Here is a 25,933-nt window from a genome sequence, read left to right as displayed (position 1 = left end):
GGGGGCGCCGCCCCCCGCGCTTCGCGCTCCCCCCGAGGTATTTGGGGCAAGGCGAGGATACCCCCTCATCTTGCCGGAAATACCTCGGGGGAGGCCCGCAGGGCCGGGGGCGGAGCCCCCTCCCCTACCGCCGCCAGTGCGTCGGCACGATCACCAGTGCGCCCACCGACGCCAGAATCGCGTTCCAGCCCTGCGCGCGGAAACCCACCCCGAACATGATCGACACGAAGTAGAACAGGAACGCCCCGCCCACGCAGATCACGATACTCTGGAGGATGCCGTTGTGGGTGAAGCCGGTCTTCTCGGAGAGGTAGCCGACGATGCCGGCGATCACGACCGTGCCCATGAGGGTCGGGAACATCAGCCGTCCTCCAGCATCGCGCCCGCATCGAGGCGCGCGCCGCGGCGCCAGTCGCCGGCGGCCATGGGCGCCTTGCCGGCGGGCTGAACCTCCAGGATCTCGACCGCGCCGGTGCCGGCGGCGACGCGGAGGCCCTCGGCGCCGATCACGGTGCCGGGCGCGCCCTCGCCCGCCACCGCGCGCGCGCGCAGAAGGCGCAGGCGCGCGCCGCCGCGCTCGGCGAAGGCGGCGGGGCTGGGGGACAAGCCGTTGACGTGGCGCGCCACGGCGGCGGCGTCGCCGTCCCAGTGGACGCGGGCCTCGGCCTTGTCGATCTTGGCGGCATAGGTGACGCCCGCTTCGGGCTGGGGCACGGGCGAGAGGCTCGGCAGCTTGGCCAGCGCCCGCACGGCGAGGCGGGCGCCCATCTCCGCGAGGCGGCCCGCGAGGTCGCCGGCGGTGTCGGTCTCGCCGATCTCGGTGTCCTCGCGCAGGAGCACGGGGCCGGTGTCGAGGCCCTGCTCCATCTGCATGATGCAAACCCCGGTGCGCGCGTCGCCGGCCATGACCGCCCGCTGGATCGGCGCCGCCCCGCGCCAGCGCGGCAGGAGCGAGGCGTGGACGTTGAGGCAGCCGTGTGCGGGGGCCTCGAGCACGGGCACGGGCAGGATCAGCCCGTAGGCGACGACCACGGCGGCCTCGGCGTCCAGGGCGGCGAAGGCGGCCTGCTCGGCCGCGTCGCGCAACGTCTTCGGCGTGCGGACCTCGACGCCCAGCGCTTCCGCCCGCGCCTGCACCGCCGAGGGGCGCGGGCGCTTGCCGCGGCCCGCGGGGCGCGCGGGCTGGGAATAGACGGCAACGACCTCGTGGCCCGCCTCGACGAGGGCATCGAGGACGGGGACCGCGAAGTCCGGCGTGCCCATGAAGATCAGGCGCACTTGCGGGCCTTGCGGAGCAGCATGTCGCGCCGGGTGCGGCTGAGGCGGTCGAAGAACATGCGTCCCTCCAGGTGGTCGATCTGGTGCTGGATCGACGTGGCCTCCAGCATCACGAAGTCGCGCTCGGTGCGCGCGCCGGTCTCGTCGAGGTAGCGGACCGTCACGGCGCGGGGGCGCGCGACCAGGGCCGAGACGCCCGGCAGGCAGGGCGACGCCTCCTCGTGGGGGCGCAGCTCGGCGCTGCTGGCGACGATCTCGGGATCGGCGAGGCGGATCGCGCCCCGGCCGGCGTCGACCACGGCGAGGCGGATCATCTCGCCGATCTGCGGCGCGGCGAGGCCGACGCCCGGCATGGCGCGCATGACCTCGATCATCTCGTCCCAGAGCGTGCGGTGGGCATCGGTGACCTCGCCCACGGGGGCGGCGGCGCGGCGCAGGCGCGGATCGGGCCAGCGCAGGATCGGGCGAGTCACGGCTGGGCCTCGTGGTCGAGGATCAGGACACCGTCCAAGTGGTCGATCTCGTGCTGGGCGCAGCGCGCGGCGAAGCCGTCCAGCACCGCCTCGCGGCGCAGGCCGCCCGCCCCGTCGAAGGCGATGCGGCAGGCCACGGGGCGCCGGACGCGGCGGGGGGTGTCCGGGATCGACAGGCACCCCTCCTCGGCCACGTCGGTCTCGTCCGAAACCCACACCACGGCGGGGTTCACGAACACCCGCGGGTCGGGCAGCCCCTCCTTCCACGAGGCGTCCATCACGAAGAGGCGCAGGGATTCGCCCACCTGCGGCCCGGCGAGGCCGCGGCCGGGCGCGGCGTACATCGCATCCAGCATGGCGCGGGCAAGCGCGGTCGCGTCGCCGGTGACGGGCGCGCACGGCTCCCGGAGCACCGGGTCGGGATGGAGGCGGATGCGCAGGGACGCGGCGGCGGCGGGGGCGGTCATGGGGGGCCGTATAGCGGCGCGAAGGCCAAGGCGCCACGGGGCGGCGCTACAGCGCCTCGCGCGCCCGCTCGCGCTTCAGCTTCACCATGCGCCGGGTGATCATCTGCCGCCGCATGGCGCCGATGTGGTCGATGAAGAGCCGCCCATCCAGGTGGTCGATCTCGTGCTGCACGCAGGTCGCCCAGAGGCCCTCCATGTCCTCCTGCCGCTCGGCGCCGCCCTCGTCGAGCCAGCGCACCGTCACCGCGGCGGGGCGGGTCACGTCGGCGAACTGGTCGGGGATCGACAGGCACCCCTCCTCGTAGGTCGAGGTGTCGTCCGAGGCGGCCACGATCTCGGGGTTGAACATCACGAGGGGGCGCGGCGCGGCGTCGTCCGCCTTGTCGCAGTCGAGCACGATCAGGCGCTCCAGCACGCCGACCTGCGGCGCGGCCAGCCCGATGCCGGGCGCGGCGTACATGGTCTCGAGCATGTCGGCGGCCAGCGCGCGGCGGGCGTCCGAGAGGTCGGGCACCGGCTCGCAGAGCTTCTTGAGGCGCGGATCGGGGTGAAGGAGGATGGGCCGCTTCATGCGCCAGCCCCTTACGCGGGCGCGCGAAACCGTGCAACTGCGTGAGCGTCCGGGGGCGCCTTGCCCCCGCCCGCGGCGCCGCTAGGGTCGCGCCCGAGGAGGAGCCCGCATGCCCCAGGACCACGCCGCCGACCCCCGCTTCGACGCGCCCATCGACCGGCGCGGCACCAACTGCATGAAGTGGGACGGGATGGAGGCGCTCTACGGCGTCCCGCCCTCGGACGGCATCGCCATGTGGGTCGCCGACATGGACTTCCGCCCGCCGCAGGTGGTCTCGGACGCGGTGGCGCGGCTGCACGAGCACGGCGTCTACGGCTACCCCGGCGCCGACGACGCGCACCGCGAGGCGGTCGCCTGGTGGATGCGCGAGCGGCACGGCTGGGCGCTGCGGCCCGAGTGGATCTTCACCACCCACGGGCTGGTGAACGGCACCGGCGTCTGCGTCGACGCCTTCACGCTGCCGGGCGACGGGGTGGTGCTGTTCACGCCCGTCTACCACGCCTTCGCGCGCGTGATCCGCGCCGCCGGGCGCCAGGTGGTGGAATGCGAGCTGCCCCTCGAGGACGGGCGCTACGTCTGCGACTTCGACGCCTGGGACGCGGAGGTGGCCGGATCGGGCGCGTCGATGATGATCCTGTGCTCGCCCCACAACCCCAACGGACGGGTGTGGTCGCGCGCGGAGCTGGAGGGCTTCGCCGCCTTCGCCCGCCGCCACGGGCTGGTGCTGGTGTCCGACGAGATCCACCACGACCTCGTCTATCCCGGCCACACCCACGTGCCGATGGCCAACGTGACGGGCCCCGAGGGGCTGGTGACCATGACGGCCACCACCAAGACCTTCAACATCGCCGGCGCCCACACCGGCAACGTCACCATTGAGGACCCAGGGCTCCGCCAGCGCTTCGCGCGGCGGAAGGGGGCGCTGGGGCTCTCGCCCTCGCTGTTCGGTCTGGAGATGGCCCGCGCGGCCTACTCGCCCGAGGGCGCCGAGTGGGTGGACGCGCTGATGCGCTACCTCGACCGCAACCGGCGGATCTTCGACGAGGGCGTCAACGCGATCCCCGGCGTGGGCTCGGTGGCGCTGGAGGCGACCTACCTGAGCTGGGTGGACTTCGGCGGCACCGGCATGAGCCACGAGGAGGTGGCGCGCCGCGTCGAGGGCGACGCGCGCATCGCCGCCAACCACGGCCCGACCTTCGGGCGCGGGGGCGAGAGCTTCCTGCGCTTCAACATCGCCACGACGCGGGCGAACGTGGAGCGGGCGGTGGAGCGGCTGCAGGCGGCGTTCTCGGATTTGCAGTGAGGGTTGGGGGGCTCCGCCCCCGCGCTTCGCACGTCCGGGGCTTCGCCCGTCCGCAGGCGGATCGGTCCACTGGACCGATCCCGGGAAGCCTGCAGACCCCCTCGGTATTTCCCTAGCGGCGACGAGGGTGCGGGTTTGAATGGGGACCGTCGCGTAACCCGTTGTCCGCCCGAGGAACCGTGCCCCCGGGGGACCGCGTTCGGACCCCGACAGCAACTCGGAAGGACGCACCATGCCGACGATCACCGACGCGAGGATCCTGATCCTCGCCACCGACGGCTTCGAGCAGTCGGAGCTGATGAAGCCCCTCGAGGACCTGCGCGCGAAGGGCGCCACGGTCCACGTCGCCACCCCCGGCGGCGGCTCGCTCAAGGGCTGGGACGGCGACGACTGGGGCAAGTCGCTTCAAGCGGACAAGGACCTCGCCGAGGTGGGCCCGGGCGACTACGACGCGCTCGTGCTGCCCGGCGGGCAGATCAACCCCGACCTCCTGCGCGTCGAGGACGCCGCGATCGCGCTGGTGAAGGGCTTCGCCGAGTCCGGCAAGCCCGTCGCCGCCGTGTGCCATGCGCCGTGGCTGCTGATCGAGGCGGGCCTCGCGTCGGGCCGCCGGATGACCTGCTACAAGAGCATCCGCACCGACCTTCGCAACGCCGGCGCCGACGTGGTCGACGAGCCGGTGGTGGTGGACGGCGGGTTCATCACCTCGCGCAACCCGGACGATCTGGACGCCTTCGTAGGCGCCATCGTGGACGCGGTCGAGGCCGCCGGGAGCCGCGCCGCCGCGTAAGGGATTCTTCACCCCCGCATGGCATTGGGCGGGGCCATGAGAGCCCCGCCCGAGCCCGACGTCGCCGACCCCATCGCCTTCGCCGCCGCGGCGCGCGACCGGGGCGTGATCGGCATGGTCCGCGAGGCGCTGGACCGCGGCCGCGTCATGCTGGCCTTCCAGCCCGTGGTCTCCGCCGCCACCGGCGCGGTGGCCTTCCACGAGGGGCTGGTCCGCGTACTCGATCCCACGGGCCGCATCATTCCCGCAGCGCAGTTCGTTGCCGTCGTCGAGGCGCAGGAGCTTGGGCGCCTTGTGGACTGCGCCGCGCTGCGCTGCGGCCTCGGCGCCCTGCGCCGCAACCCCGGCCTGCGCCTGTCGGTCAACATGTCGGCCCGCTCCATCGGCTACCCGCGCTGGACCGCCACGCTGAACCGCGGCCTCAAGGCCGACCCCTCCGCCGGAGAGCGCCTCATCCTGGAGATCAACGAGGACAGCGCCATGCGCGTCCCCGAACTGGTGGGCGGCCTGATCTCCGACCTGAGGGGGCGCGGCGTTAGCTTCGCGCTCGACGACTTCGGCGCCGGCCGCTCGGAGCTGCGCCACCTCGCGGGCCTCCTGTTCGACATCGTGAAGATCGACGGTGCCTTCGTGCGCGGCTGCGACACGGACGCCGACAGCCGGTGCATGCTCGAGGGGATCGCCGCCCTCGGCCGCAGCCTCGGCATGGCGACGGTGGCCGAGCGGGTCGAGACCCGGGCCGAGGCGGACTTCGCGGCGCGCGCCGGCGTGGACTGCCTGCAGGGCTACCTCTACGGCGCGCCCGAGGTCCGGCCGGTCTGGCTGCGCGGCGGCCCGGGCGAGGACCGCGCGAGCGCCTGAGGGTCGGGCGCGCCCTCCCCGCCCTCCCGGTCCCCTCCGCCGCACCGCGCCCCGACCCGGCGCGTCCCCCCCTTCCGCTTTGCATCGCCCCGCCCCGCGGAGTAGACGGGCCGGGACGAGACACTTGTCAGACCCCCAGGGAGACCCTTCCATGACCAACGTCGTCATCGCCTCCGCCGCCCGCACGCCGGTCGGCAGCTTCCTCGGCTCCTTCGCCAACACCCCCGCCCACGACCTCGGCACCGCCGTGATCCGGGCCGTGGTGGAGCGCGCCGGGATCGACGCGTCCGAGGTCTCCGAGACGATCCTGGGTCAGGTGCTGACGGCCGCGCAGGGCCAGAACCCCGCCCGCCAAGCCGCGATCAACGCCGGCCTCCCGCAGGAGGCCTCGGCCTGGGGCATCAACCAGGTCTGCGGCTCCGGCCTGCGCGCCGTCGCCCTCGGCGCCCAGCACATCCAGCTCGGCGACGCCGCCATCGTGGTCGCCGGCGGGCAGGAGAGCATGTCGCTCGCCCCCCACGCGCAGTCCATGCGCCAGGGCCAGAAGATGGGCGACATCAAGATGGTCGACACCATGATCCGCGACGGCCTCTGGGACGCCTTCAACGGCTACCACATGGGCCAGACCGCCGAGAACGTCGCCGAGAAGTGGCAGATCAGCCGCGACCAGCAGGACGAGTTCGCCGTGGCCTCCCAGAACAAGGCCGAGGCCGCCCAAAAGGCGGGCAAGTTCGACGAGGAGATCGTCGCCTACACCATCAAGGGCCGCAAGGGCGACACCGTGGTCGACAAGGACGAGTACATCCGCCACGGCGCCACGATGGAGGCCATGCAGAAGCTGCGCCCGGCCTTCACCAAGGACGGCTCGGTCACCGCCGCCAACGCCTCCGGCCTCAACGACGGCGCCGCCGCGACCCTCCTCATGAGCGCCGACGAGGCCGAGCGCCGGGGCATCGAGCCGCTGGCCCGCATCGCCTCCTACGCCACCGCCGGACTGGATCCGCAGTACATGGGCGTTGGCCCCATCTACGCCTCGCGCAAGGCGCTCGAGAAGGCTGGCTGGTCGGTGGACGACCTCGATCTGGTCGAGGCCAACGAGGCCTTCGCCGCGCAGGCCTGCGCCGTGAACAAGGACATGGGCTGGGATCCGTCGATCGTGAACGTGAACGGCGGCGCCATCGCCATCGGCCACCCCATCGGCGCCTCGGGCTGCCGCGTCCTGAACACCCTCCTGCACGAGATGAAGCGCCGCGACGCCAAGCGCGGCCTCGCCACCCTGTGCATCGGCGGCGGCATGGGCGTCGCCCTCTGCGTCGAGCGTCCCTGACGGTTGCGGGCAGGGCCCGACCGGCCCCGCCCCGACGCGCCCCGATGGCCGCACCCCGCCCCACCCCGAACACCGCCCCGGCCCCCGCGCCGGGGGCGGCGATCCGTCTGCACGGGGGGTGCACGGGGGGTGCACGCGGGGCGTACGCGTTAACGCTCAAGGACAGCTTGAGCGAATGAGCGCCGCGGACCGCACCCCTCTTCCCTACGAGCAGCTCGTCTTCTCGGGCGGCGGCCTGCGGTGTTTCTGGCACGGCGGCTGGATGGAGGCGGTGGGCGAGCGGTTCGCGCTGCGCCCCGAGCGCGTCACGGGCGTGTCGGGCGGGGCGCTCTCGGCGTCGTCCTGGATCGCGGACCGCGAGGCGTTTCTGTTCAAGCGCTTCAGCCGCGCGCTCCGGCGCAACGACGCGAACGTCGCCCTGGATGAGATCGACGGCGAGGACGGGCGCTCGCCGCACCAGCGGGTCTACGAGAGCATCGTCGAGGACGTGATCGACGCCGAGGCGCAGCGGCGCATCGCCGAAGGCCCCGCGTTCCAGATCTCGGTCTCGACCACCGGCGACGCCGCGGGCGCCTCGGCGCGCGCCCTGGCCGCCGGCGCGATCTACCAGATGGAGCAGGTCGTGGCGCCCACCCCGCGCCCGCGCCTGTCGTCCGCGGCGGGCGTCGAGCAGCGCCTGATCGACGCCCGCGCCGCCGCCCGCGAGGGGCGGCTGGCCGAGCTGGTCCGCATGGCCGCAACCGTTCCCCCCGCCTTCCGCCCCGACGCGTGGGACGGCGAGCCGGTCTACGACGGCGGCATGGTCGACAAGGCCCCCCTGCCCGACCCCGACCGGGGCCGGACCCTGGTGCTCCTGACCAAGCGCTTCCGCTCGCTCCCCGACGAGGCGCGCGTCGACTACGTCCAGCCCTCGGAATCGGTGCTGACCGGCTCGAAGCTCGACTTCACCGACCCCGCGCTCCTGCAGGAGGCGTGGGAGCAGGGACGCGCCGACGGCGAGGCCTGGCGCGACGACCCCGAACGGCACACGCATTAACTAGGAGGAGACCCACCATGGCACGGATCGCACTGGTCACCGGAGGCTCGCGCGGCATCGGCGCGGCCATCTCGAAGGCGCTCAAGGCGCAGGGCTGCGAGGTCGCCGCGACCTACGCCGGCAACGACGAGCGGGCGAAGCAGTTCACCGACGAGACCGGCATCAAGACCTACAAGTGGGACGTGGCCGACTACGAGGCCTGCAAGGCGGGCATCGCCGAGGTCGAGGGCGACCTCGGCCCCGTGGACATCCTGGTCAACAACGCCGGCATCACCCGCGACGCGCCGTTCCACAAGATGACGCCCGACCACTGGAAGCAGGTTATCGACACCAACCTGAACGGCGTCTTCAACATGACGCACAACGTCTGGGGCGGCATGCGCGAGCGCAAGTTCGGGCGCATCGTGACCATCTCGTCGATCAACGGCCAGAAGGGGCAGTTCGCCCAGGTGAACTACGCCGCCACCAAGGCCGGCGACATCGGCTTCACCAAGGCGCTGGCCCAGGAGGGCGCGCGCGCCGGCATCACCGTGAACGTGGTGGCCCCGGGCTACATCAACACCGACATGATGAGCACGATTCCCGAGAAGGTCATGGACCAGATCGTGGGCGGGATCCCCGTGGGCCGCCTCGGCGAGGCCGACGAGATCGCCCGCTGCGTGGCGTTCCTCGCGTCCGACGATTCGGGCTTCATCACCGGCTCGACGATCTCGGCGAACGGCGGGCAGTACATGAGCTGAGGGGTGGCCCTTGGTTGAGCTTGTAAGGCCCCCTCGCGGGGGCCTTCTTCGTTTGGGGGGCTTTGCCCCCAGCCCTTCGGGCCTCCCCCAAGGTATTTCGGAAACGAAGACATGAGGGTCGGTCCTAGAGCCGCGCCCCTTGGCGGCCCAGCCCGGTGCCCGGGGCACGGAAGCGCAGGAGGGAGCGGAAGGCGCGGGCACGCTCGGCATGGGCGCGGGCGATGGCCTCGTCGTAGGTGCGGCTGTGGCGGGTCTCGATCATCGGGCATTCCTTCGGTTCATGATCGTTCGCTGTGACCCGAAGATGCGCCCTACAACGCTTGCGCTCAAACGAGACTTTCGCGCGCCTCGCGCAAGATATATTTATGCGACCATGTCCGACCGCCTCCCCCCGCTCACCGCCCTGCGCGCCTTCGACGCCGCCGCGCGGCACCTGTCGTTCCAGGACGCCGCAGCCGAGCTATCGGTCACGCCTGCCGCCCTATCCTTCCAGATCAAGACGCTCGAGACGCATCTCGGCGCGCCCCTGTTCCGCCGCCTTCACCGCCAAGTGGAGCTGACCGAGGCGGGACGCGCGCTCGCCCCCCACGCGCGCGAGGGGTTCGCGGCGCTGCGGACGGGCTGGCGGGCGGCGGCGCGCAGTCTCGGAAGCGGGGAGCTCACGGTCACGGCGGGGCCGGCCTTCACCGCCCGCTGGCTGGCGCCGCGCATGTTCGCCTTCGCGCAGGACCACCCGGAGGTGGAGCTGCGCTTCGCGGCCACGCTGCGCCTCTTGGACGCCGCGCGCGACGAGGTGGACGTGGCGATCCGCTTCGGCCGCCGCCCCGAGGGGGGCGACCCGGGCCTGCGCGAGGTGCTGGCGGTGCGCGAGTGGATGATGCCGATGATGCCGCCCGCCCTCGCCGCCCGCTTCCCCGATGCCGCGAGCCTGCGGGACGCGCCGCTGATCCATCAGGACGAGCGGACCCTGCCCGCACCCCTGCCCGACTGGCCCGCGTGGTTCCGCGCCGCGGGACTTGCGCCGCCCGAGGCGCAGGGGCCGCGCTTCAGCCAGGCGGACCACGCGCTGGATGCCGCCGAGGCGGGGGCTGGCGTGGTGCTGGGACGCGCGGTGCTGGCCGACGGGGCGCTTCGGGCGGGCCGGCTGGTGGCGCCCTTCGGACCCGTTCTCGCGCCGCCCGAGACGTTCCGCGTGCTCTGCGCGCCGGGGGCGGAGGGGCGGCCCGCGGTGCGGGCGTTCCTCGGGTGGCTGGAGGAGGCGGTGGCGGACACCGGCTGCTGGTGCGAGGGGCGCGCCGTGGTCGCCTGAGACGCGAAGGCCCGCCCCCGGGGTCGGGAACGGGCCGGGCGTGCGGTCACGCGGCGCGCTGGCGGCGCGTCAGTGGACCGAGTGGCTGAGCCGCTCGATCTGCTGCTTGATCGCCAGCTTGCGCTTCTTCAGGTCGGCGAGGGTCAGGCTGTCGGAGCCGGGCGCGCGCGCCTCGCTCTCCACCTGTCGCGAAAGGGCCTCGTGCTTGCGGCGCAGCTCCTGAAGGTGCGTGTCCAGCGACATGGGCGTTCTCCTCTGCTGATGTTGGCCCACCGAGATGAGCATGGCCGGGGGCGGCCTGTCACGGAGAACTCCCGCCGCGCTGCGGAAAGTTGCAGCGGATTGTCGCTAACGAAGGCGGATCGCCGCCGCATCGCGCATCACCGCGGCGGCGGCCGGCGTGTAGACGTCGGCGCCGTCGCGGTGGGCCGCGCCGCGGTGGATCACGAGGGGCGGCAGGAGGCGCAGGGGCGCGCGGCGGTCCTTCTGCCCGCTCACCACGACGCGCCCCGCCTCGCGCCCCTCGCGCGCCGCCACGGGCAGCACGGCAAGCGCGCCGAGCCGGGGCGCCAGGGCGACGAGGAGGTCGGCGAGCCGGTCCGCGCGGGCGATCACGGTCACCGTGCCGCGCGGCCCGGCGCGGCGGATGGCGGCGTCGCACCACGCCGCCAGCGTGCCGCCCTCGGGCTCGCGCAGCGCCGCCTCGCGGGCCGGGTCGCGGGCCGGCAGGCCGCCCCGCGCGGCGAAGTAAGGCGGGTTCAGGATCACGTGGTCGAAGCTGCGCGCGCGCAAGGCGGCCGGCATGTCCAGCACGTCGCCCTCGGTCACGTCGCAGCCGTTGGCGCGGGCCATCGCGGCGGCCTCCGCGTCGCGCTCCAGCCCGTGGACCTCCGCTCCGGGCACCCGCGCGGCCACGCAGAGCATCGCCGCGCCCGCGCCGCAGCCGAGGTCGAGCACCGTGTCGCCCGGCCCCGCCGGGCAGGCGGCGGCGAGCAGCACCGCGTCTGAGCCTGCGCGGAAGCCCCCGCGCGCGGGCTGCCGGAGCAGCACCCGTCCGCCGAGCAGGGCGTCGCGGGTCATTCCGTGACGGAGAGGTCGTTGTCGCGCATCACGGCGGCGGCCATGAAGTGGTCGCGCTCGGCCACCATCAGCCGGCGGGGCAGGATTCCGATCGAGCCTTCGAGGACCGAGATGTTGGCGTCCAGAACGAACGAGGCTATACCCTCGCCGTCCAGCAGGGCCGAGGCGAAGGCGATCACCGTCGGGTCGTTGGTCCGCAAGAGCTCCCGCATGGGCGCACAGCTATGGGCACACCGCCCCGATGTCGAGAACGCCCGGAAGGCTCCCCTTTGACAGACCTCGCCCCCCCCGCGCCGCACGAGCGGCTGGCCTCGGCCTGCGCCCCCGAGATGGAGCGGGTGAACGCGCTGATCCGCCGGCGCATGGCCTCGGAGCACGCGCCCCGCATCCCCGAGGTCACGGCCCATCTGGTCGAGGCCGGTGGCAAGCGGGTGCGCCCCCTGCTCACCGTCGCGAGCGCCAAGCTGTGCGGCTACGCAGGTGAGGATCACGTGAAGCTGGCTGCGACGGTCGAGTTCATCCACACCGCCACGCTGCTCCACGACGACGTGGTGGACGAGAGCCGCGAGCGCCGGGGCCGGCCCACCGCCAACCTCCTGTGGGACAACCAGTCGAGCGTGCTGGTGGGCGACTACCTGTTCGCGCGCGCCTTCCAGCTGATGGTCGAGACCGGCTCGCTCCGGGTGCTCGACATCCTGTCGGGCGCCGCGGCCACGATCGCCGAGGGTGAGGTGCTGCAGCTCTCGGCCGCGCGCAACCTCGGGACCGACGAGGCGACCTACCTCAAGGTCGTGCGCGGCAAGACCGCAGCCCTGTTCGAGGCCGCCGCTGAGGTGGGCGGCGTGATCGCGGGCGTGCCCGAGCCGCAGGTGGCCGCGCTTGCCGAGTTCGGCGACGCGCTGGGGGTGAGCTTCCAGATCGTCGATGATTGGCTGGACTACGGCGGCGCCGGGGACGGCATCGGCAAGCGGCTGGGCGACGACTTCCGCGAGGGCAAGGTGACGCTTCCCGTGATCCGCGCGTTGGCCGGCGCCGACGAGGCGGAGCGGGCGTTCTGGCAGGGCGCGATCGAGCGGGGGCGCGCGGACGACTTCGCGCGGGCGCAGGCGATCCTGGCCCGGCACGGTGCGCTCGAAGCCACGCGGCTCGAGGCGCTGCGCTGGCGCGACCGGGCGGTGGCGGCGCTGGAGCGGGTGCCGGAGCATCCGATCCGGGAGATGCTGGCGGATCTGGCAGACTACGTGGTGGCGCGGGCGAACTAGGGGCGCGTCGCATCGCCCCGGCCTTGCGCCGGGGTCTCTGGGGGCCGGTAGCGCTTCGGGGGCGGAGTGGGTTGCGCGTTCGACGCCATGACCCCGGCGCAAGGCCGGGGCGGGGCCAACGGAAGCGGTGCCCCCCTACGCCAGAGTGCAGGCCTCGACCCACCAGCCGGGGCGCCGGAGGGCTTCGGCGGCGGCCTCGGCGGCGCGGCGGGTGGGCCAGAGGCCGAAGCAGGTCGCGCCGGAGCCGGACATGCGCGCGAGCGTGGCGCCTGCAGCGCGCAGGGCGTCGAGCCCCTCCCCCACGGCGGGCGCGGTAGCGCGAGCCGGGGCTTGCAGGTCGTTGCGGCAGCCTGCAAGCCAGCGCACCAATCCCTCCGCGTCCACGTCCGGCACCGCGCCCATCGCACTCCCGTCGCGCCGCTCCAGCGCCGCGAACACCGCGCCCGTGGGCACGGGCACGCCGGGGTTCACCAGCACCGCGTGGAGGGGGGGCATCGCGACCGGCTCGACCCGCTCGCCCGCCCCGCGCATCCGGGCGGCGCGGGCGGGCATGCAGACCGGAAGATCGGCGCCGAGGGCCATGAGGGTGTCCACGTCCAGCACGGCGCCCACGGCGCGCAGGGCGGCAGCGGCGTCGGACGATCCGCCGCCGATGCCGGCCGGGTGCGGCAGGTTCTTGCGCAGCGCAACCGCGCGGGGCGCGCCGGCGGCGCGGAGGGCGCGCAGCACGAGGTTGGTGCCGTCCGTAGGCACGCCGGCGGCGAAGGGTCCGTCCACCCGCAGCCCGTCGCCGGGGGCGAGGCACAGCCGGTCGCCCACGTCCGCGAAGGCGACGAGGCTGTCGAGCTCGTGGCGCCCGTCGAAGCGCCGCCCCGTCACGTGGAGCGCGAGGTTGACCTTCGCGGGCGCGAAGGCCCCCGCATCGCCTTCGGTCACTCGTCGGCGGCCTCGATCGGCCCGGCGCCGCCCTCCTCCTCGAGCACGCGGTCCAGCCCGACCTCGAGCTTGCGGCGGATGCGCTCCACCTCCTCCTCGCTCTCGGGCTCGAGGCTCAGGGCCCGGCGCCACTGGAAGCTGGCCTCGCGCTCGCGGCCCACCGTCCAGAGCACGTCGCCGAGGTGGTCGTTGATGAGCGGGTCGAGCGGCTGGAGTTGCACCGCGCGCTCCATCGGCGCCACGGCCTCGTCGTAGCGGCCCAGCCGGTAGAGCACCCAGCCCAGCGAGTCGGTGATGTAGCCGTCGTCGGGGCGCGCGGCGACGGCCTGCTCGATCATCCCGAGCGCCTCGTCGAGCTTGATGCGCTCCTCCACGAGGCTGTAGCCGAGGTAGTTCAGCACCAGCGGGTGGCCGGGGCGCAGCTCCAGCGCGCGGCGGAAGTCGGCCTCGGCCTGCTCGAAGCGGCCCGTCCGCTCGTAGCCGATGCCGCGGGCGTAGTGGAGGAACCAGTCGCGCTCGTCGATCGGCTCGCTGAGCTCGATGGCGCGGTCGTAGGCGTCCACGGCGCCGCGGTGGCGGTCGAGGCGGCGCAGCATGTCGCCCAGCGCGGTCCAGACCGCCGGCTCGGCGGGGAAGGTGCGCGAGAGGCCCTGCAGCACCTCGACGGCGGCATCCTCCTTGCCGGAGTTCAGCAGCACCTCGGCGCGGGCGATCTCGGCGCCGAAGAAGGCGGGATGGTCGGCCGGCACCTTGCCGAGCGCGGCGTTGGCGAGGGCGTGCTGGCTCTGGTCCTCGAGCAGCTCGCCGGTGAGGATCAGCGCGTCCACGTGGTCGGGGCGCAGCGCCGTGGCGGCGCGGGCGTTGATGAGCGTGAAGGTCGCGGGCGACTCGCCGGCCAGGAGGGCGGCGAGGGTGTAGTAGCTCTCGGCCATGCCCGCGCGGGCGTCCGGCACGGCGGTCCACTCGAGCGCCTCGCCGCGCTCCAGCCGCGCGAGGCGGTTCGCGAGCTCGGGGCCGCCGCCGGCGGCGAGCGCGTCGCGCAGGATGGTCTCGGCCTCGTCGCCCCGATCCAGCAGCGAGAGCACCTCGGCGCGGGCCAGGATGCCGCGCGCGTCGAGCTGGAGCGGTCCCGCCTCCTCTCCCGACAGAAGCGCCTCGGCGCCGGCGAGGTCGCCGCGCGCAGCGCGGGCGTAGGCGCGGTGGAGGTGGGCGAATGGCGCGAAGCTGCCGCTTTCGGCGAGGGTCTCGAAGGCGGTCTCGGCGGCGGCGGCGTCGCCGCGCGCGGCGGCGATCCATCCGCGCAGGAGGCCGTCGAGCAGCGCGCCGCCCACGCCCGCGTCCTCGATCAGCGCCTCGGCCCCGTCCCAGTCGCCCTCGACGAGCCGCTCGACCAGCTGGGCGGCGGCGCCGAAGCGAGAGGCGGCTTCCATCTCCGCGAGGCGTCCGGCGGCCTCGGCGGCCCGGTCGAAGCGGCCCAGCGCGCCGTAGATGATCACGGCGCTCTCGAGCACCTGCGCGGGCAGCTCCTCGCGGCGCATGAGGCGCGCGTAGTAGTCGCCCGCGGCGGCGTAGTCGTTGCCGAACCCAGCGATGCGGGCGGCGAGGTAGGGTCCGGCCAGGTCCTGCGCCTGCGCGGCGGGCGCGGCGAGCAGGGAGGCCGCGAGCAGGATCGCGCGGAGTGTCATGGATGTCCCTCGGAATACGGCCTTTGCGGCTTTGCGGCACGGTAGGGCGGGGGCCCGGTGAAGACAACGCGGGGGGCACAGGCCTCACGGGGGTGTGCGCGGGAGGATGCCGAAAACGCGCGCGGATCAGGCACGATTTGCGGTGAAGCAGCGCCCCGCATCTCCGTTGGAGGAATACCGAGGGGGTTCGCAGGCACCTTGGGATCGGTCCGGTGGACCGATCCGCCTGCGGACGGGCGGAGCCCCGGACGGTGCGGATCAACGGGGGCGGAGCCCCCTGCCCGGTTACAGGCTGCGAGCGGCTTGCATAGGGAGTGCCTAGCGGCGCCTTGCGCTTGCGCGCTCGGTTCCTCGTTCGGATCGGTCCACTGGACCGATCCGCCCCGCCGCCGGCCATGCCGGCGGCGGGGACACTCGTCACATGTTAGGATAGTTCGGCCCGTCCCCGCCCTGCGGCGGCGTCCAGACGATGTTCTGCGCCGGGTCCTTGATGTCGCAGGTCTTGCAGTGGACGCAGTTCTGGAAGTTGATCACGAACTTCGCGTCGTCCCCCTCGCCCACGAACTCGTAGACGCCCGCCGGGCAGTAGCGCGTCGACGGGCCCGCGTAGATCTTCAGGTCCACCTCCACGGGCTTGGCCGGGTCGCGCAGCTTGAGGTGCGCGGGCTGGCTCTCTTCGTGGTTGGTGAAGCTGTAGGCCACGTTGGTGAGGCGGTCGAAGCTGAGCTTGCCGTCGGGCTTGGGGTACTCGATCGGCTTGTGCTTCGCGGCCGGCTCGGTGGACTCGGCGTCGGACTTGCCGTGGCGGGTGGTGAAGGGCGACCAGCCCACGAGGTTGTTCATCCACATGGATGCCCCGCCAACGGTCATCGAGGCCACCAGCCCGTAGTTCGACCACAGCGGCTTCACGTTGCGTACCCGCTTGAGGTCCTTGCCGATGGGGCCTGTCCGCACCTCGGTGTCGTAGCTCTCCAACACGTCGCCCGCGCGGCCCGCCTCGATGGCCTCGTGGGCGGCCTCGGCCGCGGCCTTGCCCGACAGCATGGCGTTGTGGTTGCCCTTGATGCGGGGGACGTTGACCATGCCGGCCGCGCAGCCCAGCAGCGCGCCGCCCGGGAAGGCCGTCTTCGGCAGCGACTGCCAGCCGCCTTCCGTGATCGCGCGCGCGCCGTAGGCCACGCGCTTCCCGCCCTCCAGCAGCTCCGCGATCATCGGGTGATGCTTGAACTGCTGGAAGCTGAGGTAGGGGTTCACGTAAGGATTCTTGTAGTTCAGGTGCACCACGAAGCCGACGTAGACCTGGTTGTTCCCGAGGTGGTACACGAACGATCCGCCGCCCGCGTTGGAGCCTAGCGGCCAGCCCATCGTGTGCAGGACCTTGCCGGGCTGGGACTTCGCGGGGTCGATCTCCCACAGCTCCTTCATGCCGATGCCGTACTTCTGCGGCTCGGCGTCGGCATCGAGCCCGAAGCGCTCGATCACCTGCTTCGAGAGCGAGCCGCGCACGCCCTCGCCCAGCATCACGTAACGCCCATGCAGCTCCATGCCCGGCTCGTAGCCGTCGCCCTTGGTGCCGTCGGCGTTCAGGCCGAACTCGCCGGCCACGACGCCCCGCACGCGGTCGCCGTCCATGACCAGCTCGGAGCAGGCCATGCCGGGGAAGATCTCGACGCCCAAGGCCTCCGCCTGCTCGGCCATCCAGCGGCAGACGTTGCCCATGCTCACCACGTAGTTGCCGTGGTTGTTCATCAGCGGCGGCATGGCGACGTTGGGGATGCGGACCTTGCCCTCCTCGCCCAACACGTAAAAGTGGTCCGATGTGACCGGGGTGTCGAGCGGGGCGCCCTTTTCCTTCCAATCCGGGATCAGCGCGTCGAGGCCGACGGGGTCGAGCACCGCGCCCGACAGGATGTGCGCGCCCACCTCGGAGCCCTTTTCGAGCACCACCACAGAGCGCTCGGGGTCGAGCTGCTTGAGACGGATCGCCGCCGAGAGGCCGGCGGGACCGGCACCGACGATGACCACGTCGTACTCCATGGCTTCGCGTTCGATGGCCTCGGACATGGGATGCTCTCCGGAATTGCTGCGTTTGCGAACGTTGCGCAGAGGTATGGGAACCGCGGGAACGCGCGTCAATCGGGGCGGGGCGGTGTGACGCGGGGTTCCGGGGGTGATGGGCGCGTGGCGGCCGGGCGGCGTTCCGGGAAGCGCGCCGCTCGGGGAAGGTCGGGGGGCGTGCGGCTTGCGGTCCGCGAGCCGCACGCGCTTCCACCCCCCCGCCCGTTCCTCTAGCGTCGCCCCATGCTCCGCGCCCTCGCCCGCCGCGCCGTCTCGCTCGCGCTCAGCCTCGTGGCCGCGAGCGTGGTGATCTTCGCGATGCTGCAGGCGGTGCCGGGCGATCCGGCGGCGTTCATGTTGGGCCTCAACGCGCGCCCCGAGACCGTGGCTGCCCTGCGCGCCGAGCTGGGCCTCGAGGGCGGGTTGGTGGAGCGTTACGCCTCTTGGGTCGCGGGCATGGTGCGGGGCGACTTCGGCACCTCCTACACCTATCGCGTGCCGGTGGCCGACCTCGTGGCCGACCGGATCGGGGTAAGCGCACCGCTCGCCCTCTACGCCCTCGTCCTGACGGTCGCGGTGGCGATCCCGGTGGGCCTCTTGGCGGCGGCCTCGCGGGGCGGGCCGGCGGACTGGGGGGTGATGGGGGCGACGCAGCTCGGGATCGCGGTGCCGAACTTCTGGTTCGCGATGCTGCTCGTGCTCCTCTTCGCGGTCACCCTGCGCTGGGTCGGCGCCGGGGGCTTTCCGGGTTGGGACGATCCCGTGGCCGCGATGGGGGCGCTGACACTGCCAGCGGTGTCGCTCGCCCTGCCCCAGGCGTCGATCCTGGCGCGCGTGCTGCGCGGCGCGGTGCTGGACACGCTGGAGCAGGACTACGTGCGCACGGCGCGGGCGAAGGGCCTGAGCCGCCGCGCCGTGGTGGTGCGCCACGCGCTGCGCAACGCCATGATCCCGGTGCTGACGATCCTCGGGCTCCAGTTCTCGTTCCTGCTGGCGGGCGCCATCGTGATCGAGAACGTGTTCTTCCTGCCGGGGCTGGGGCGGCTGATCTTCCAGGGCATCACCCAGCGCGACCTCGTGGTGGTGCAGTCGGTGACGATGCTGCTCGTGGCCGCCGTGATCCTGGTGACGTTCCTCGTGGAGGTCGCTTATGCGGCCGCCGACCCCCGGCTACGGCGCCGGTGAGGGGGATGCGTATGAGTTGGGGCGTGCGGGTCGGCGCGGTGCTGACGGCGCTGGTGGCGGCAGCCGCGCTCCTGAGCCTCGTCTGGGTGCCCCACGACACCGCCGCCCTGAACATCGCCGCGCGCGGGCTCGCGCCGTCCTGGAGCCATCCGCTCGGCACCGATCACTTCGGGCGCGACATGGTGTCGATGCTGATGGAGGGCGCGCGTACCTCGATCGCAGTGGCGCTGGTGGCGGTGGGCATCGGGGTGGGCCTCGGCGTACCGCTGGGCCTGTGGGCCGCCGCCAAGCGGGGCTCCTGGGTGGACGAGGCGATCATGCGGGGCAACGACCTCGTGTTCGCGTTCCCGTCGCTGGTGATCGCGATCCTGATCACCGCCGTGTTCGGCCCCTCGGCGCTGAACGCGATCCTGGCGATCGGCATCTTCAACGTGCCCGTGTTCGCGCGCGTGGCCCGGGGTGGCGCCCTGCCCCTCTGGACGCTGGACTACGTCGCCGCCGCGCGAGTGGCCGGCAAGGGGCGTCTGCGAATCTCGGCCGAGCACATCCTGCCCAACGTCGCGAGCCTCCTCGTCGTGCAGGCCACTATCCAGTTCTCCCTGGGAATCCTCGCCGAGGCGGCTCTGAGCTACGTCGGCCTCGGCGCCCAGCCGCCCACCGCGTCCTGGGGCCGGATGCTGAGCGATGCGCAGACCATGATCTACGTGGCACCGGAGCTGGCGGTCCTGCCGGGGCTGGCCATCGTGGTGACGGTGCTGGGTCTGAACCTGCTCGGCGATGGGCTGCGCGACGCGCTCGACCCGCGGCTGCGGCGGGTGCGGATGTGAAGGCGTCGGCTTCGGTGCGCCTTCGCTGCGGCCCCGTCCCGCCCGGCGGGAACCGCCGGGCAGCGGCCGTCCGCCCCCATGGGCGGCCGCTTCGCGACCACCCGCGGACGCCCCCTGCCCTCGCCGCATCGCGGGGCGCGTCCATGCCGCGCGCGCCTCGGTGACCGGCCCCCTGCTCGCCATCGACGGCCTCGACGTCGCGATCCACGGCGCGCCCGTGCTGCGCGGCGTCTCCCTGGAGGTGCGGCAGGGCGAAATCCTCGGGCTGGTGGGCGAGAGCGGGTCGGGCAAGTCCGTCACAGCCCTCGCCGCCATGGGTCTGCTGCCGAAGGGCGCCGCCGCTAGGGGTCGCATCCCGCTAGAGGGGCGCGACCTGCTCGCCTTGCGCGAGCGGGACTGGCTCGGGGTCCGGGGCGCGCGGATCGGGATGATCTTCCAGGAGCCGATGACCGCCTTGAACCCCGTGCACACGATCGGCGCGCAGGTGGCCGAGGGGCTGCGCCTCGCGGGCACGCCGCGCGCGGAGGCCCGGCGCGTCGCCCGCGCGCGCCTCGACCGGGTGGGGCTGGAGCGGATCGGGCTGGACCGCTTCCCGCACGAGCTGTCGGGCGGGCAGCGCCAGCGGGTCTGCATCGCCATGGCCATCGCCCGCCGCCCCGCCCTCCTAATCGCCGACGAGCCGACCACGGCGCTGGATGTCACCACGCAGGCGAAGGTCCTGGACCTCCTCCGCGACCTCGTGCGCGAGGAGGGCATGGGGATGCTGCTGATCACCCACGACCTCGGCGTGGTGGCCGAGACCGCGGACCGTGTGGCCGTCATGCGCCGGGGCGAGGTGGTGGAGCGGGGCGCCACCGAGGCGCTGTTCCGCACCCACCGCCACCCCTATACCCGCCAGCTCGTCGACGCGTCCCGCCCTTCGCCGCGCGCCGCGCGTCCGCAGGCGCCCGAACGGATGCTGGAGGCGCACGGGCTGGTGCGGCGCTACGGCGAGACGGTTGCCGTGGACGGGGTCAGCTTCGCGTTGCACCGGGGCGAGGCGCTGGGGCTGGTGGGCGAGAGCGGGTGCGGCAAGAGCACCCTCACGCGGATGCTGCTGGGACTGGAGGCACCGGATGCGGGCACCGTGAGCCTCCGGGGCCGGCCCGCGGGCGCGGCGATGGACCGGAGGCAGCGGGCCGACGTCTCCGTGGTGTTCCAGGACCCCTACGGCTCGTTCGACCCGCGCTGGACCGTGGCGCGGCTGGTGGCCGAGCCGTTCCACCTCACCGGGCGCCCCCCGGACTGGCGGGCGAAGGTGGGCGCGGCGCTGGAGGCGGTGGGGCTGGCGGCCTCGGACGCCGCCAAGCTGCCCCACGAGTTCTCGGGCGGGCAGCGCCAGCGCATCGCCATCGCCCGCGCGCTGGTCACCGATCCGGCCGTGCTGGTGCTGGACGAGGCCGTGAGCGCGCTCGACGTGCGGGTGCGGGCGCAGGTCCTGGGCCTCCTGCGCGCGCTGCAGGAGCGGCTGGGCCTGAGCTACCTGTTCATCTCCCACGACCTCACGGTGGTGCGCAGCCTCTGCGACCGGGTGCTGGTGATGCGGGCGGGGCGGATCGTGGAGGAGGGGCGCGCCGCCCTCGAGGCGCCGAAGCATCCCTACACGCGGACCCTGCTCGCGGCGGCGCCGCGCATCCCCGAGGGGTGGGTGGCCGAAGACGCGCCCCTGTCCTGAGCCTTCGGGTGCCGCCGGCGCAAGGCCGGTGCGACGCTCCGCCCCTCTGGCCCCTCGTCGCACCGCCCCTTACGCATCCCCCGAGGAGGACCGACCGATGAACTTCGACACCGCCCTGTGGTTCGACCCCGCCGAGATGCTGATCGGGGGCCGCTGGATCCGCGCGCACGACACGATGGCGCTGGAGAACCCGTCCACGGGCGAGGCGATCGGCGAGATCGCCCGCGGCGGCTCGGCCGAGATCGACGCCGCCGTGGCCGCCGCCCACGAGGCGATGCGCGGGCCGTGGGGGCGGACGCCAGCCTTCGAGCGGGGCCGCGTCCTCGCCCGGCTGGGGCGTCTGGTCGAGGAGCGGGTGGACGTGCTGGCGCTGCTGGAGGCGACCGACGTGGGCAAGCCGCTCGGTCAGGCGCGGGCCGACGCGGTGGCGCTCGCGCGCTACTGCGAGTTCTACGGCGGCGCCGCCGACAAGGTGCACGGACAGACGATCCCCTATCTCGACGGCTACACCGTCTACACCCTGCGCCAGCCGCACGGGGTCACGGGACACATCGTGCCGTGGAACTACCCCATGCAGATCATCGGCCGCTCGGTCGGCGCCGCGCTCGCCATGGGCAACGCCTGCGTCCTGAAGCCCGCCGAGGAGGCGTGCCTGACCGCGCTGGCCTTTGCGCGGCTGGCCGAGGAGGCGGGGCTGCCGCCCGGCGCGCTGAACGTCGTTCCGGGCACCGGCCCCGAGGCGGGCGCCGCCCTCGCTGGCCATCCCGGCGTCCATCACGTCAGCTTCACCGGCTCCGTGGCCGCAGGGACCGCCGTCCAGACGGCGGCGGCGGCCAACGCGGTGCCGGTGACGCTGGAGCTGGGGGGCAAGTCGCCGCAGATCGTGTTCGAGGACGCGGACCTGGACGACGCCCTGCCCTTCCTCGTCAATGCCGGCATCCAGAACGCCGGCCAGACCTGCTCGGCCGGCTCGCGCGTGCTGGTGCACCGCAGCCGCCACGACGAGGTGGTCGCGCGCATGGCCGAGCGCATCGCGGCGCTGCGGGTGGGGCCGGCAGTCGAGGACCTCGACGTCGGCCCGCTGATCTCGGCGCGCCAGCGCGGCATCGTGGAGGGGTTCCTCGCCCGCGCGGACGGTCTTGAGGTGGCGGCCACGGGGCGGATCGTGACCGATGCCGCCGGGCACTACGTCGCGCCGCACCTGCTCACGGGCGTGGCGCCGGGCCACGACCTCGCACAGTCCGAGATCTTCGGCCCCGTGCAGGTGGTGATCCCCTTCGAGGGCGAGGAGGAGGCCGTCGCGGTCGCCAACGGCACCGACTACGGGCTGGTGGCCGGCGTCTGGACCCGCGACGGCGCGCGCCAGATGCGCATGGCCCGCGACCTGCGCGCGGGGCAGGTGTTCCTGAACAACTACGGCGCCGGCGGCGGCGTGGAGCTGCCCTTCGGCGGCGTGGGCCGCTCGGGCCACGGGCGCGAGAAGGGCTTCGAGGCGCTCTACGGGTTCAGCCAGCTCAAGACGGTGGCGGCGCGGCATGGTTGATCCGTGGCCCTGGGCCTCGCTCGCGGCCGGGGCGGCGATGCTCTGGAACGCCGCGACCTACGGGGTATTCGCCCGCGACAAGCGCGCCGCGGTCGCGGGGGCGCGGCGCGTGCCCGAGCGCACGCTCCTGCTGATGGCCCTCCTGGGCGGGTCGCCGGGCGCCAAGCTGGCGCAGCGGCGCCTGCGCCACAAGACGCGCAAGGAGCCGTTCCGCACGGTGCTGAACGGGATCATGCTCGCGCAGGCCGGCGCGCTGCTGCTCGTGGTCCCCGGGGTCCGCGCCGCGATCGGTCGGATCGCGGCGGCGGCGTGGGACGTCGCGGGCGCAGGCCTTGCCTGAGGCGGCCGCGTCCCGAGGGGCTTAGGACCCGTAGAAGAACTCCTCGCGCACGATCCTGCCCCCGTCGACGTGGTAGACGGCGACCTCCTTCATGTCGAAGGTCTCGCCGCTCCCCTTGTTGCGGGCGCGCATCTCGAAGATCACGGCGAAGCGGTCGTCGCCGTGGGGGAACGGGTCGGACACCGTGGCGTCCAGCGTCTCGAAGGTGCTGTCCCACCACTGGTGCTTGCCACGGATGCCGTCGAGCCCGTGCACCTCGCGTCCCTGCCCCTGGTCCACCGCCTCGACGCTGACCGCGTCCTCCGCGTAGAGCTTGTCGAGGTTCTCCTCGGTGCGATTCTCGCGGCAGCCGGCCACCAGCTCGCGCGCCACATCCATCAAAGCCATCGCCCACTCCCCCGATTCGGAATGCTGCAGCGTAGCACGGCGCCCGCCGTTGCGGGGGCGGGAGTGCGTCCGTATATGCCCGCCATGCTGGACACCCCCACCAACCGCCCGCCCCTGCCCCCGGAGATCGGCCGCCGCCGGACCTTCGCGATCATCTCGCACCCCGACGCGGGCAAGACGACGCTGACCGAGAAGTTCCTGCTCTTCGGCGGCGCGATCCAGATGGCGGGACAGGTGCGCGCCAAGGGCGAGGCGCGGCGCACGCGCTCGGACTTCATGGCGATGGAGAAGGACCGGGGCATCTCTGTCTCGGCCTCGGCCATGTCGTTCGACTTCGCGCGAGGGCAGGACGAGTACCGCTTCAACCTCGTGGACACGCCGGGCCACTCGGACTTCTCCGAGGACACATACCGCACGCTGACGGCCGTGGACGCCGCCGTGATGGTGATCGACGGCGCCAAGGGCGTCGAGAGCCAGACCCAGAAGCTGTTCGAGGTCTGCCGCCTGCGCGACCTGCCGATCCTGACGTTCTGCAACAAGATGGACCGCGAGAGCCGCGACACCTTCGAGATCATCGACGAGATCCAGGAGAACCTGGCCATCGACGTGACGCCTGCCTCCTGGCCCATCGGCCGGGGGCGCGAGTTCGTGGGCTGCTACGACCTGCTGCACGACCGGCTGGAACTGATGGACCGCGCCGACCGCAACCGCGTCGCCGAGACCGTGGCGATCGAGGGGCTGGACGACCCGAGGCTCGCCGAGCACGTCCCCGCCGAGCTGCTCGACAACTTGCGCGAGGAGTTGGAGATGGCGCGCGGGCTGATGCCCGCCTTCGACCGCGTCGCCTTCCTGGAAGGCTCGCTGACGCCGATCTGGTTCGGCTCGGCGATCAACAGCTTCGGCGTGCGCGAGCTGATGACCGGCATCGCCGAGTTCGGCCCCGCGCCCCAGCCCCAGCGCGCCGAGCCGCGGCAGGTCTCGCCCGAGGAGACCAAGGTCGCGGGCTTCGTGTTCAAGGTGCAGGCCAACATGGACCCCAAGCACCGCGACCGCGTGGCCTTCGTGCGCCTCGCCTCCGGACACTTCGAGCGGGGCATGAAGCTGACGCACGTGCGATCCAAGAAGCCCATGGCGATCTCCAGCCCGGTGCTGTTCCTAGCCGCCGACCGCGAGTTGGCCGAGGAGGCCTGGGCCGGCGACATCATCGGCATTCCGAACCACGGGCAGCTGCGCATCGGTGACGCGCTGACCGAGGGCGAGGCGCTGAAGTTCACGGGCATCCCCTCGTTCGCGCCAGAGCTCCTGCAGTCGGTGCGCGCGGGCGATCCCATGAAGGCCAAGCACCTCGACAAGGCGCTGATGCAGTTCGCGGAGGAAGGCGCCGCCAAGGTGTTCAAGCCGGCGATCGGCTCGGGACACGTGGTGGGCGTGGTGGGCGCGCTCCAGTTCGAGGTGCTCGCCAGCCGGATCGAGCTGGAATACGGCCTGCCCGTGCGCTTCGAGGGCTCGCAGTTCACCTCGGCGCGCTGGGTCCACGGGCCCGACGCGGCGGTGGACGCGTTGGTGGCCAAGAACAAGCAGCACATCGCCCACGACAACGACGGCGACGTGGTGTTCCTGACCCGCCTCCAGTGGGACATCGACCGCGTGGTGCGCGACTTTCCGGAGATCACCCTGTCGGCGACGAAGGAGCTGATGGTGTGAGAAGTACCCCCATACAAGTTTCAGCTACATCGCCGGTCCATCTCATTTCACTTCTCAATGAGATTTCCCCTGATACTCATGGAGACCGACGCTTTCGGAAAGCATCTCGGGAATTCTGGATCATAGCCAAAGCGATCTCCAAGGTCAGAAATCTTCTACCAGACAGCAGTTTGCTGCTTCAGCATAGCGATCGCCCAGATTTTTGGCTCCAGAGTGATAATGCAAGCATTGCGATCGAAGTCACGAGTTTAATCCCAGAGATTTATGCGCAGGCGCTAGAGATATTGGGGGATACAGATCAACCCTACTCTGTTAACGGCCTCTTTATGGCTGGCGACTACCTCGGTAAATCCCTTCATCCTAAAAAGCGTGACAGACGTGAGGAAGTGAAGGAGTTGGTTGCTCGGGCGCTAGATTTCAAAGATCGTCCTTCATACGGAAATGATTGGGAAGAACGAATTACAAGGATGGTAGAGGCTAGGGTTCAAGAGAAGCTGACCAGAGCCCACAACTACCCCGACATTACGAATGCAACAGAGCGCTGGCTCGTCATCTATGATCGCGCTTCCCCAGCGGGAACAAATCTGAAACGTGCGGTTGCGGATTATCAGGCACGCAACCGCAGTTGCACACTTTTTGATACTGTTCTGTTTCTCACAAATGGGGAACTGTTTCGGCTACATTGACACCACTCTGGAGGTGGGTCCGTTCTGTTTGTCGCTTTTGCTCAAACCGTTAGAGGAATAGGACTGGTCGACCAGGATGCTCAAGATGGCCCCGGTGGAGCAGGCGTCGTTCGCGCTGCGGGGGCTGGGGGACTACTTAGCGAACGCGGTGCGGATCGAGCCGTCCGAGGGTCCGGGCGGGGTGCGGTGGTGGAGCGACTGGGCGTCCACCGCAAGGACGCTGCCGTAGCGAAGGCCCGCGGGTTCGCTCCCGCGGGCCTTCTGTTCGGGCGCTCCGTGAGTGGTCGCCGCGGATTCTGGTGCGCCCCGGGGGGGCGCGTGTTCGGGGGGACGTCGCTGCGCGGTGGTGGCGGCGAAGGCCACGTGCCTCC

28 protein-coding genes are annotated in these 25,933 nt (G+C 72.5%); 15 read left to right on the top strand and 13 right to left on the bottom strand.

Annotated features, from left to right (window positions below):
* Window positions 1–124 precede the first annotated feature (124 nt).
* Genes K3554_RS07630 through def (K3554_RS07610) form a run of 5 tightly spaced genes read right to left on the bottom strand, consistent with a single transcriptional unit; the run spans window position 125 to window position 2,789 of the window.
* Complete coding sequence (locus tag K3554_RS07630; RefSeq protein ID WP_259945555.1) at window positions 125–361, bottom strand: hypothetical protein; 237 nt, start codon at window positions 359–361, stop codon at window positions 125–127.
* Window positions 361–1,278 (bottom strand): methionyl-tRNA formyltransferase, encoded by a 918-nt coding sequence (gene fmt, locus K3554_RS07625; RefSeq protein ID WP_259945553.1) that lies wholly within the window; start codon window positions 1,276–1,278, stop codon window positions 361–363. Before fmt ends, K3554_RS07630 begins: the two co-directional genes overlap by 1 nt.
* Window positions 1,269–1,751: a peptide deformylase gene (gene def / locus K3554_RS07620; protein ID WP_259945551.1), complete on the bottom strand. Its 483-nt coding sequence runs from the start codon at window positions 1,749–1,751 to the stop codon at window positions 1,269–1,271. Before def (K3554_RS07620) ends, fmt begins: the two co-directional genes overlap by 10 nt.
* Window positions 1,748–2,218, bottom strand: a complete 471-nt coding sequence (locus K3554_RS07615) for a peptide deformylase (RefSeq protein ID WP_259945549.1) — start codon at window positions 2,216–2,218, stop codon at window positions 1,748–1,750. Before K3554_RS07615 ends, def (K3554_RS07620) begins: the two co-directional genes overlap by 4 nt.
* A 46-nt stretch (window positions 2,219–2,264) precedes the next feature.
* Window positions 2,265–2,789, bottom strand: a complete 525-nt coding sequence (def, locus tag K3554_RS07610) for a peptide deformylase (protein ID WP_259945546.1) — start codon at window positions 2,787–2,789, stop codon at window positions 2,265–2,267.
* Window positions 2,790–2,898: 109 nt separating this feature from the next.
* On the opposite strand from def (K3554_RS07610), the gene K3554_RS07605 reads away from it, so the two are divergent.
* The 6 genes from K3554_RS07605 (at window position 2,899) to phbB (ending at window position 8,846) form a co-directional block, all read left to right on the top strand.
* Window positions 2,899–4,092 (top strand): MalY/PatB family protein, encoded by a 1,194-nt coding sequence (locus tag K3554_RS07605; protein WP_259945544.1) that lies wholly within the window; start codon window positions 2,899–2,901, stop codon window positions 4,090–4,092.
* Between the two features lie 232 nt (window positions 4,093–4,324).
* Window positions 4,325–4,882 carry a type 1 glutamine amidotransferase domain-containing protein gene (locus K3554_RS07600; RefSeq protein ID WP_259945542.1) on the top strand — a complete coding sequence of 186 codons (558 nt, stop codon included), beginning with the start codon at window positions 4,325–4,327 and terminating at the stop codon, window positions 4,880–4,882.
* A 36-nt stretch (window positions 4,883–4,918) separates the two neighbouring features.
* Window positions 4,919–5,743 (top strand): EAL domain-containing protein, encoded by an 825-nt coding sequence (locus K3554_RS07595; RefSeq protein ID WP_259945540.1) that lies wholly within the window; start codon window positions 4,919–4,921, stop codon window positions 5,741–5,743.
* Between the two features lie 151 nt (window positions 5,744–5,894).
* The gene (locus tag K3554_RS07590; protein ID WP_259945538.1) at window positions 5,895–7,070 is read left to right on the top strand and encodes an acetyl-CoA C-acetyltransferase; all 1,176 of its coding nucleotides are present in this window, start codon (window positions 5,895–5,897) and stop codon (window positions 7,068–7,070) included.
* 175 nt (window positions 7,071–7,245) lie between these two features.
* Window positions 7,246–8,106 (top strand): patatin-like phospholipase family protein, encoded by an 861-nt coding sequence (locus K3554_RS07585; RefSeq protein WP_259945536.1) that lies wholly within the window; start codon window positions 7,246–7,248, stop codon window positions 8,104–8,106.
* 17 nt (window positions 8,107–8,123) lie between these two features.
* Window positions 8,124–8,846, top strand: coding sequence for an acetoacetyl-CoA reductase (gene phbB / locus K3554_RS07580; protein ID WP_259945535.1), 723 nt, complete (start codon window positions 8,124–8,126; stop codon window positions 8,844–8,846).
* Between the two features lie 124 nt (window positions 8,847–8,970).
* Here phbB and K3554_RS07575 read toward each other — a convergent pair whose 3' ends face one another.
* Complete coding sequence (locus K3554_RS07575) at window positions 8,971–9,108, bottom strand: hypothetical protein (protein ID WP_259945534.1); 138 nt, start codon at window positions 9,106–9,108, stop codon at window positions 8,971–8,973.
* A 111-nt stretch (window positions 9,109–9,219) separates the two neighbouring features.
* Here K3554_RS07575 and gcvA point away from each other — a divergent pair, with 111 nt between their 5' ends.
* Entirely contained in the window at window positions 9,220–10,155 is a 936-nt protein-coding gene (gene gcvA / locus K3554_RS07570; RefSeq protein ID WP_259945532.1) for a transcriptional regulator GcvA, read from the top strand.
* A gap of 69 nt (window positions 10,156–10,224) precedes the next feature.
* Here the strand turns inward: gcvA and K3554_RS07565 are convergent, their stop codons facing one another.
* The 3 genes from K3554_RS07565 to K3554_RS07555 all read right to left on the bottom strand — a co-directional run bounded on the left by K3554_RS07565 (window position 10,225) and on the right by K3554_RS07555 (window position 11,447).
* Window positions 10,225–10,398: a YdcH family protein gene (locus K3554_RS07565; RefSeq protein ID WP_259945531.1), complete on the bottom strand. Its 174-nt coding sequence runs from the start codon at window positions 10,396–10,398 to the stop codon at window positions 10,225–10,227.
* 105 nt (window positions 10,399–10,503) lie between these two features.
* Entirely contained in the window at window positions 10,504–11,235 is a 732-nt protein-coding gene (locus tag K3554_RS07560) for a tRNA1(Val) (adenine(37)-N6)-methyltransferase (RefSeq protein ID WP_259945528.1), read from the bottom strand.
* Complete coding sequence (locus tag K3554_RS07555; RefSeq protein WP_259945526.1) at window positions 11,232–11,447, bottom strand: DUF2007 domain-containing protein; 216 nt, start codon at window positions 11,445–11,447, stop codon at window positions 11,232–11,234. Before K3554_RS07555 ends, K3554_RS07560 begins: the two co-directional genes overlap by 4 nt.
* A gap of 117 nt (window positions 11,448–11,564) precedes the next feature.
* On the opposite strand from K3554_RS07555, the gene K3554_RS07550 reads away from it, so the two are divergent.
* A complete protein-coding gene (locus K3554_RS07550) occupies window positions 11,565–12,497 on the top strand; it encodes a polyprenyl synthetase family protein (RefSeq protein WP_259945832.1) in 933 nt (310 codons plus the stop codon).
* A 135-nt stretch (window positions 12,498–12,632) separates the two neighbouring features.
* Here the strand turns inward: K3554_RS07550 and K3554_RS07545 are convergent, their stop codons facing one another.
* The 3 genes from K3554_RS07545 to K3554_RS07535 form a co-directional block, all read right to left on the bottom strand.
* On the bottom strand, window positions 12,633–13,433 hold the full coding sequence (locus tag K3554_RS07545) for a 4-(cytidine 5'-diphospho)-2-C-methyl-D-erythritol kinase (RefSeq protein WP_259945525.1): 801 nt from the start codon (window positions 13,431–13,433) through the stop codon (window positions 12,633–12,635).
* The gene (locus K3554_RS07540; RefSeq protein ID WP_259945523.1) at window positions 13,430–15,118 is read right to left on the bottom strand and encodes a tetratricopeptide repeat protein; all 1,689 of its coding nucleotides are present in this window, start codon (window positions 15,116–15,118) and stop codon (window positions 13,430–13,432) included. The genes K3554_RS07545 and K3554_RS07540 overlap by 4 nt, the downstream gene beginning before the upstream one ends.
* 417 nt (window positions 15,119–15,535) lie before the next feature.
* Window positions 15,536–17,182: an electron transfer flavoprotein-ubiquinone oxidoreductase gene (locus K3554_RS07535; RefSeq protein WP_259945522.1), complete on the bottom strand. Its 1,647-nt coding sequence runs from the start codon at window positions 17,180–17,182 to the stop codon at window positions 15,536–15,538.
* A gap of 237 nt (window positions 17,183–17,419) precedes the next feature.
* On the opposite strand from K3554_RS07535, the gene K3554_RS07530 reads away from it, so the two are divergent.
* From K3554_RS07530 to K3554_RS07510, 5 genes are all read left to right on the top strand, one after another.
* Window positions 17,420–18,361, top strand: a complete 942-nt coding sequence (locus K3554_RS07530; protein ID WP_259945520.1) for an ABC transporter permease — start codon at window positions 17,420–17,422, stop codon at window positions 18,359–18,361.
* Window positions 18,362–18,372: 11 nt separating this feature from the next.
* Complete coding sequence (locus K3554_RS07525) at window positions 18,373–19,188, top strand: ABC transporter permease (RefSeq protein WP_259945519.1); 816 nt, start codon at window positions 18,373–18,375, stop codon at window positions 19,186–19,188.
* Between the two features lie 160 nt (window positions 19,189–19,348).
* Window positions 19,349–20,902 carry a dipeptide ABC transporter ATP-binding protein gene (locus K3554_RS07520; protein WP_259945516.1) on the top strand — a complete coding sequence of 518 codons (1,554 nt, stop codon included), beginning with the start codon at window positions 19,349–19,351 and terminating at the stop codon, window positions 20,900–20,902.
* Between the two features lie 97 nt (window positions 20,903–20,999).
* Window positions 21,000–22,445 (top strand): aldehyde dehydrogenase family protein, encoded by a 1,446-nt coding sequence (locus K3554_RS07515; RefSeq protein WP_259945513.1) that lies wholly within the window; start codon window positions 21,000–21,002, stop codon window positions 22,443–22,445.
* Window positions 22,438–22,785 carry a DUF1294 domain-containing protein gene (locus K3554_RS07510; RefSeq protein WP_259945511.1) on the top strand — a complete coding sequence of 116 codons (348 nt, stop codon included), beginning with the start codon at window positions 22,438–22,440 and terminating at the stop codon, window positions 22,783–22,785. Before K3554_RS07515 ends, K3554_RS07510 begins: the two co-directional genes overlap by 8 nt.
* 21 nt (window positions 22,786–22,806) lie before the next feature.
* On the opposite strand, the gene K3554_RS07505 is transcribed toward K3554_RS07510, so the two are convergent.
* Complete coding sequence (locus K3554_RS07505; protein WP_259945509.1) at window positions 22,807–23,172, bottom strand: nuclear transport factor 2 family protein; 366 nt, start codon at window positions 23,170–23,172, stop codon at window positions 22,807–22,809.
* Window positions 23,173–23,256: 84 nt separating this feature from the next.
* Between K3554_RS07505 and K3554_RS07500 the strand changes: the two genes are divergently transcribed.
* Both K3554_RS07500 and K3554_RS07495 read left to right on the top strand, forming a co-directional pair.
* Window positions 23,257–24,876, top strand: a complete 1,620-nt coding sequence (locus K3554_RS07500) for a peptide chain release factor 3 (RefSeq protein WP_259945507.1) — start codon at window positions 23,257–23,259, stop codon at window positions 24,874–24,876.
* Window positions 24,873–25,562 carry a hypothetical protein gene (locus K3554_RS07495; protein WP_259945505.1) on the top strand — a complete coding sequence of 230 codons (690 nt, stop codon included), beginning with the start codon at window positions 24,873–24,875 and terminating at the stop codon, window positions 25,560–25,562. The genes K3554_RS07500 and K3554_RS07495 overlap by 4 nt, the downstream gene beginning before the upstream one ends.
* Window positions 25,563–25,933 lie beyond the last annotated feature (371 nt).

Origin of the sequence: Jannaschia sp. W003, assembly GCF_025144335.1 — a bacterium.
GTDB lineage: Bacteria > Pseudomonadota > Alphaproteobacteria > Rhodobacterales > Rhodobacteraceae > Jannaschia.
This window is presented reverse-complemented; position numbering and strand designations above follow the sequence as displayed.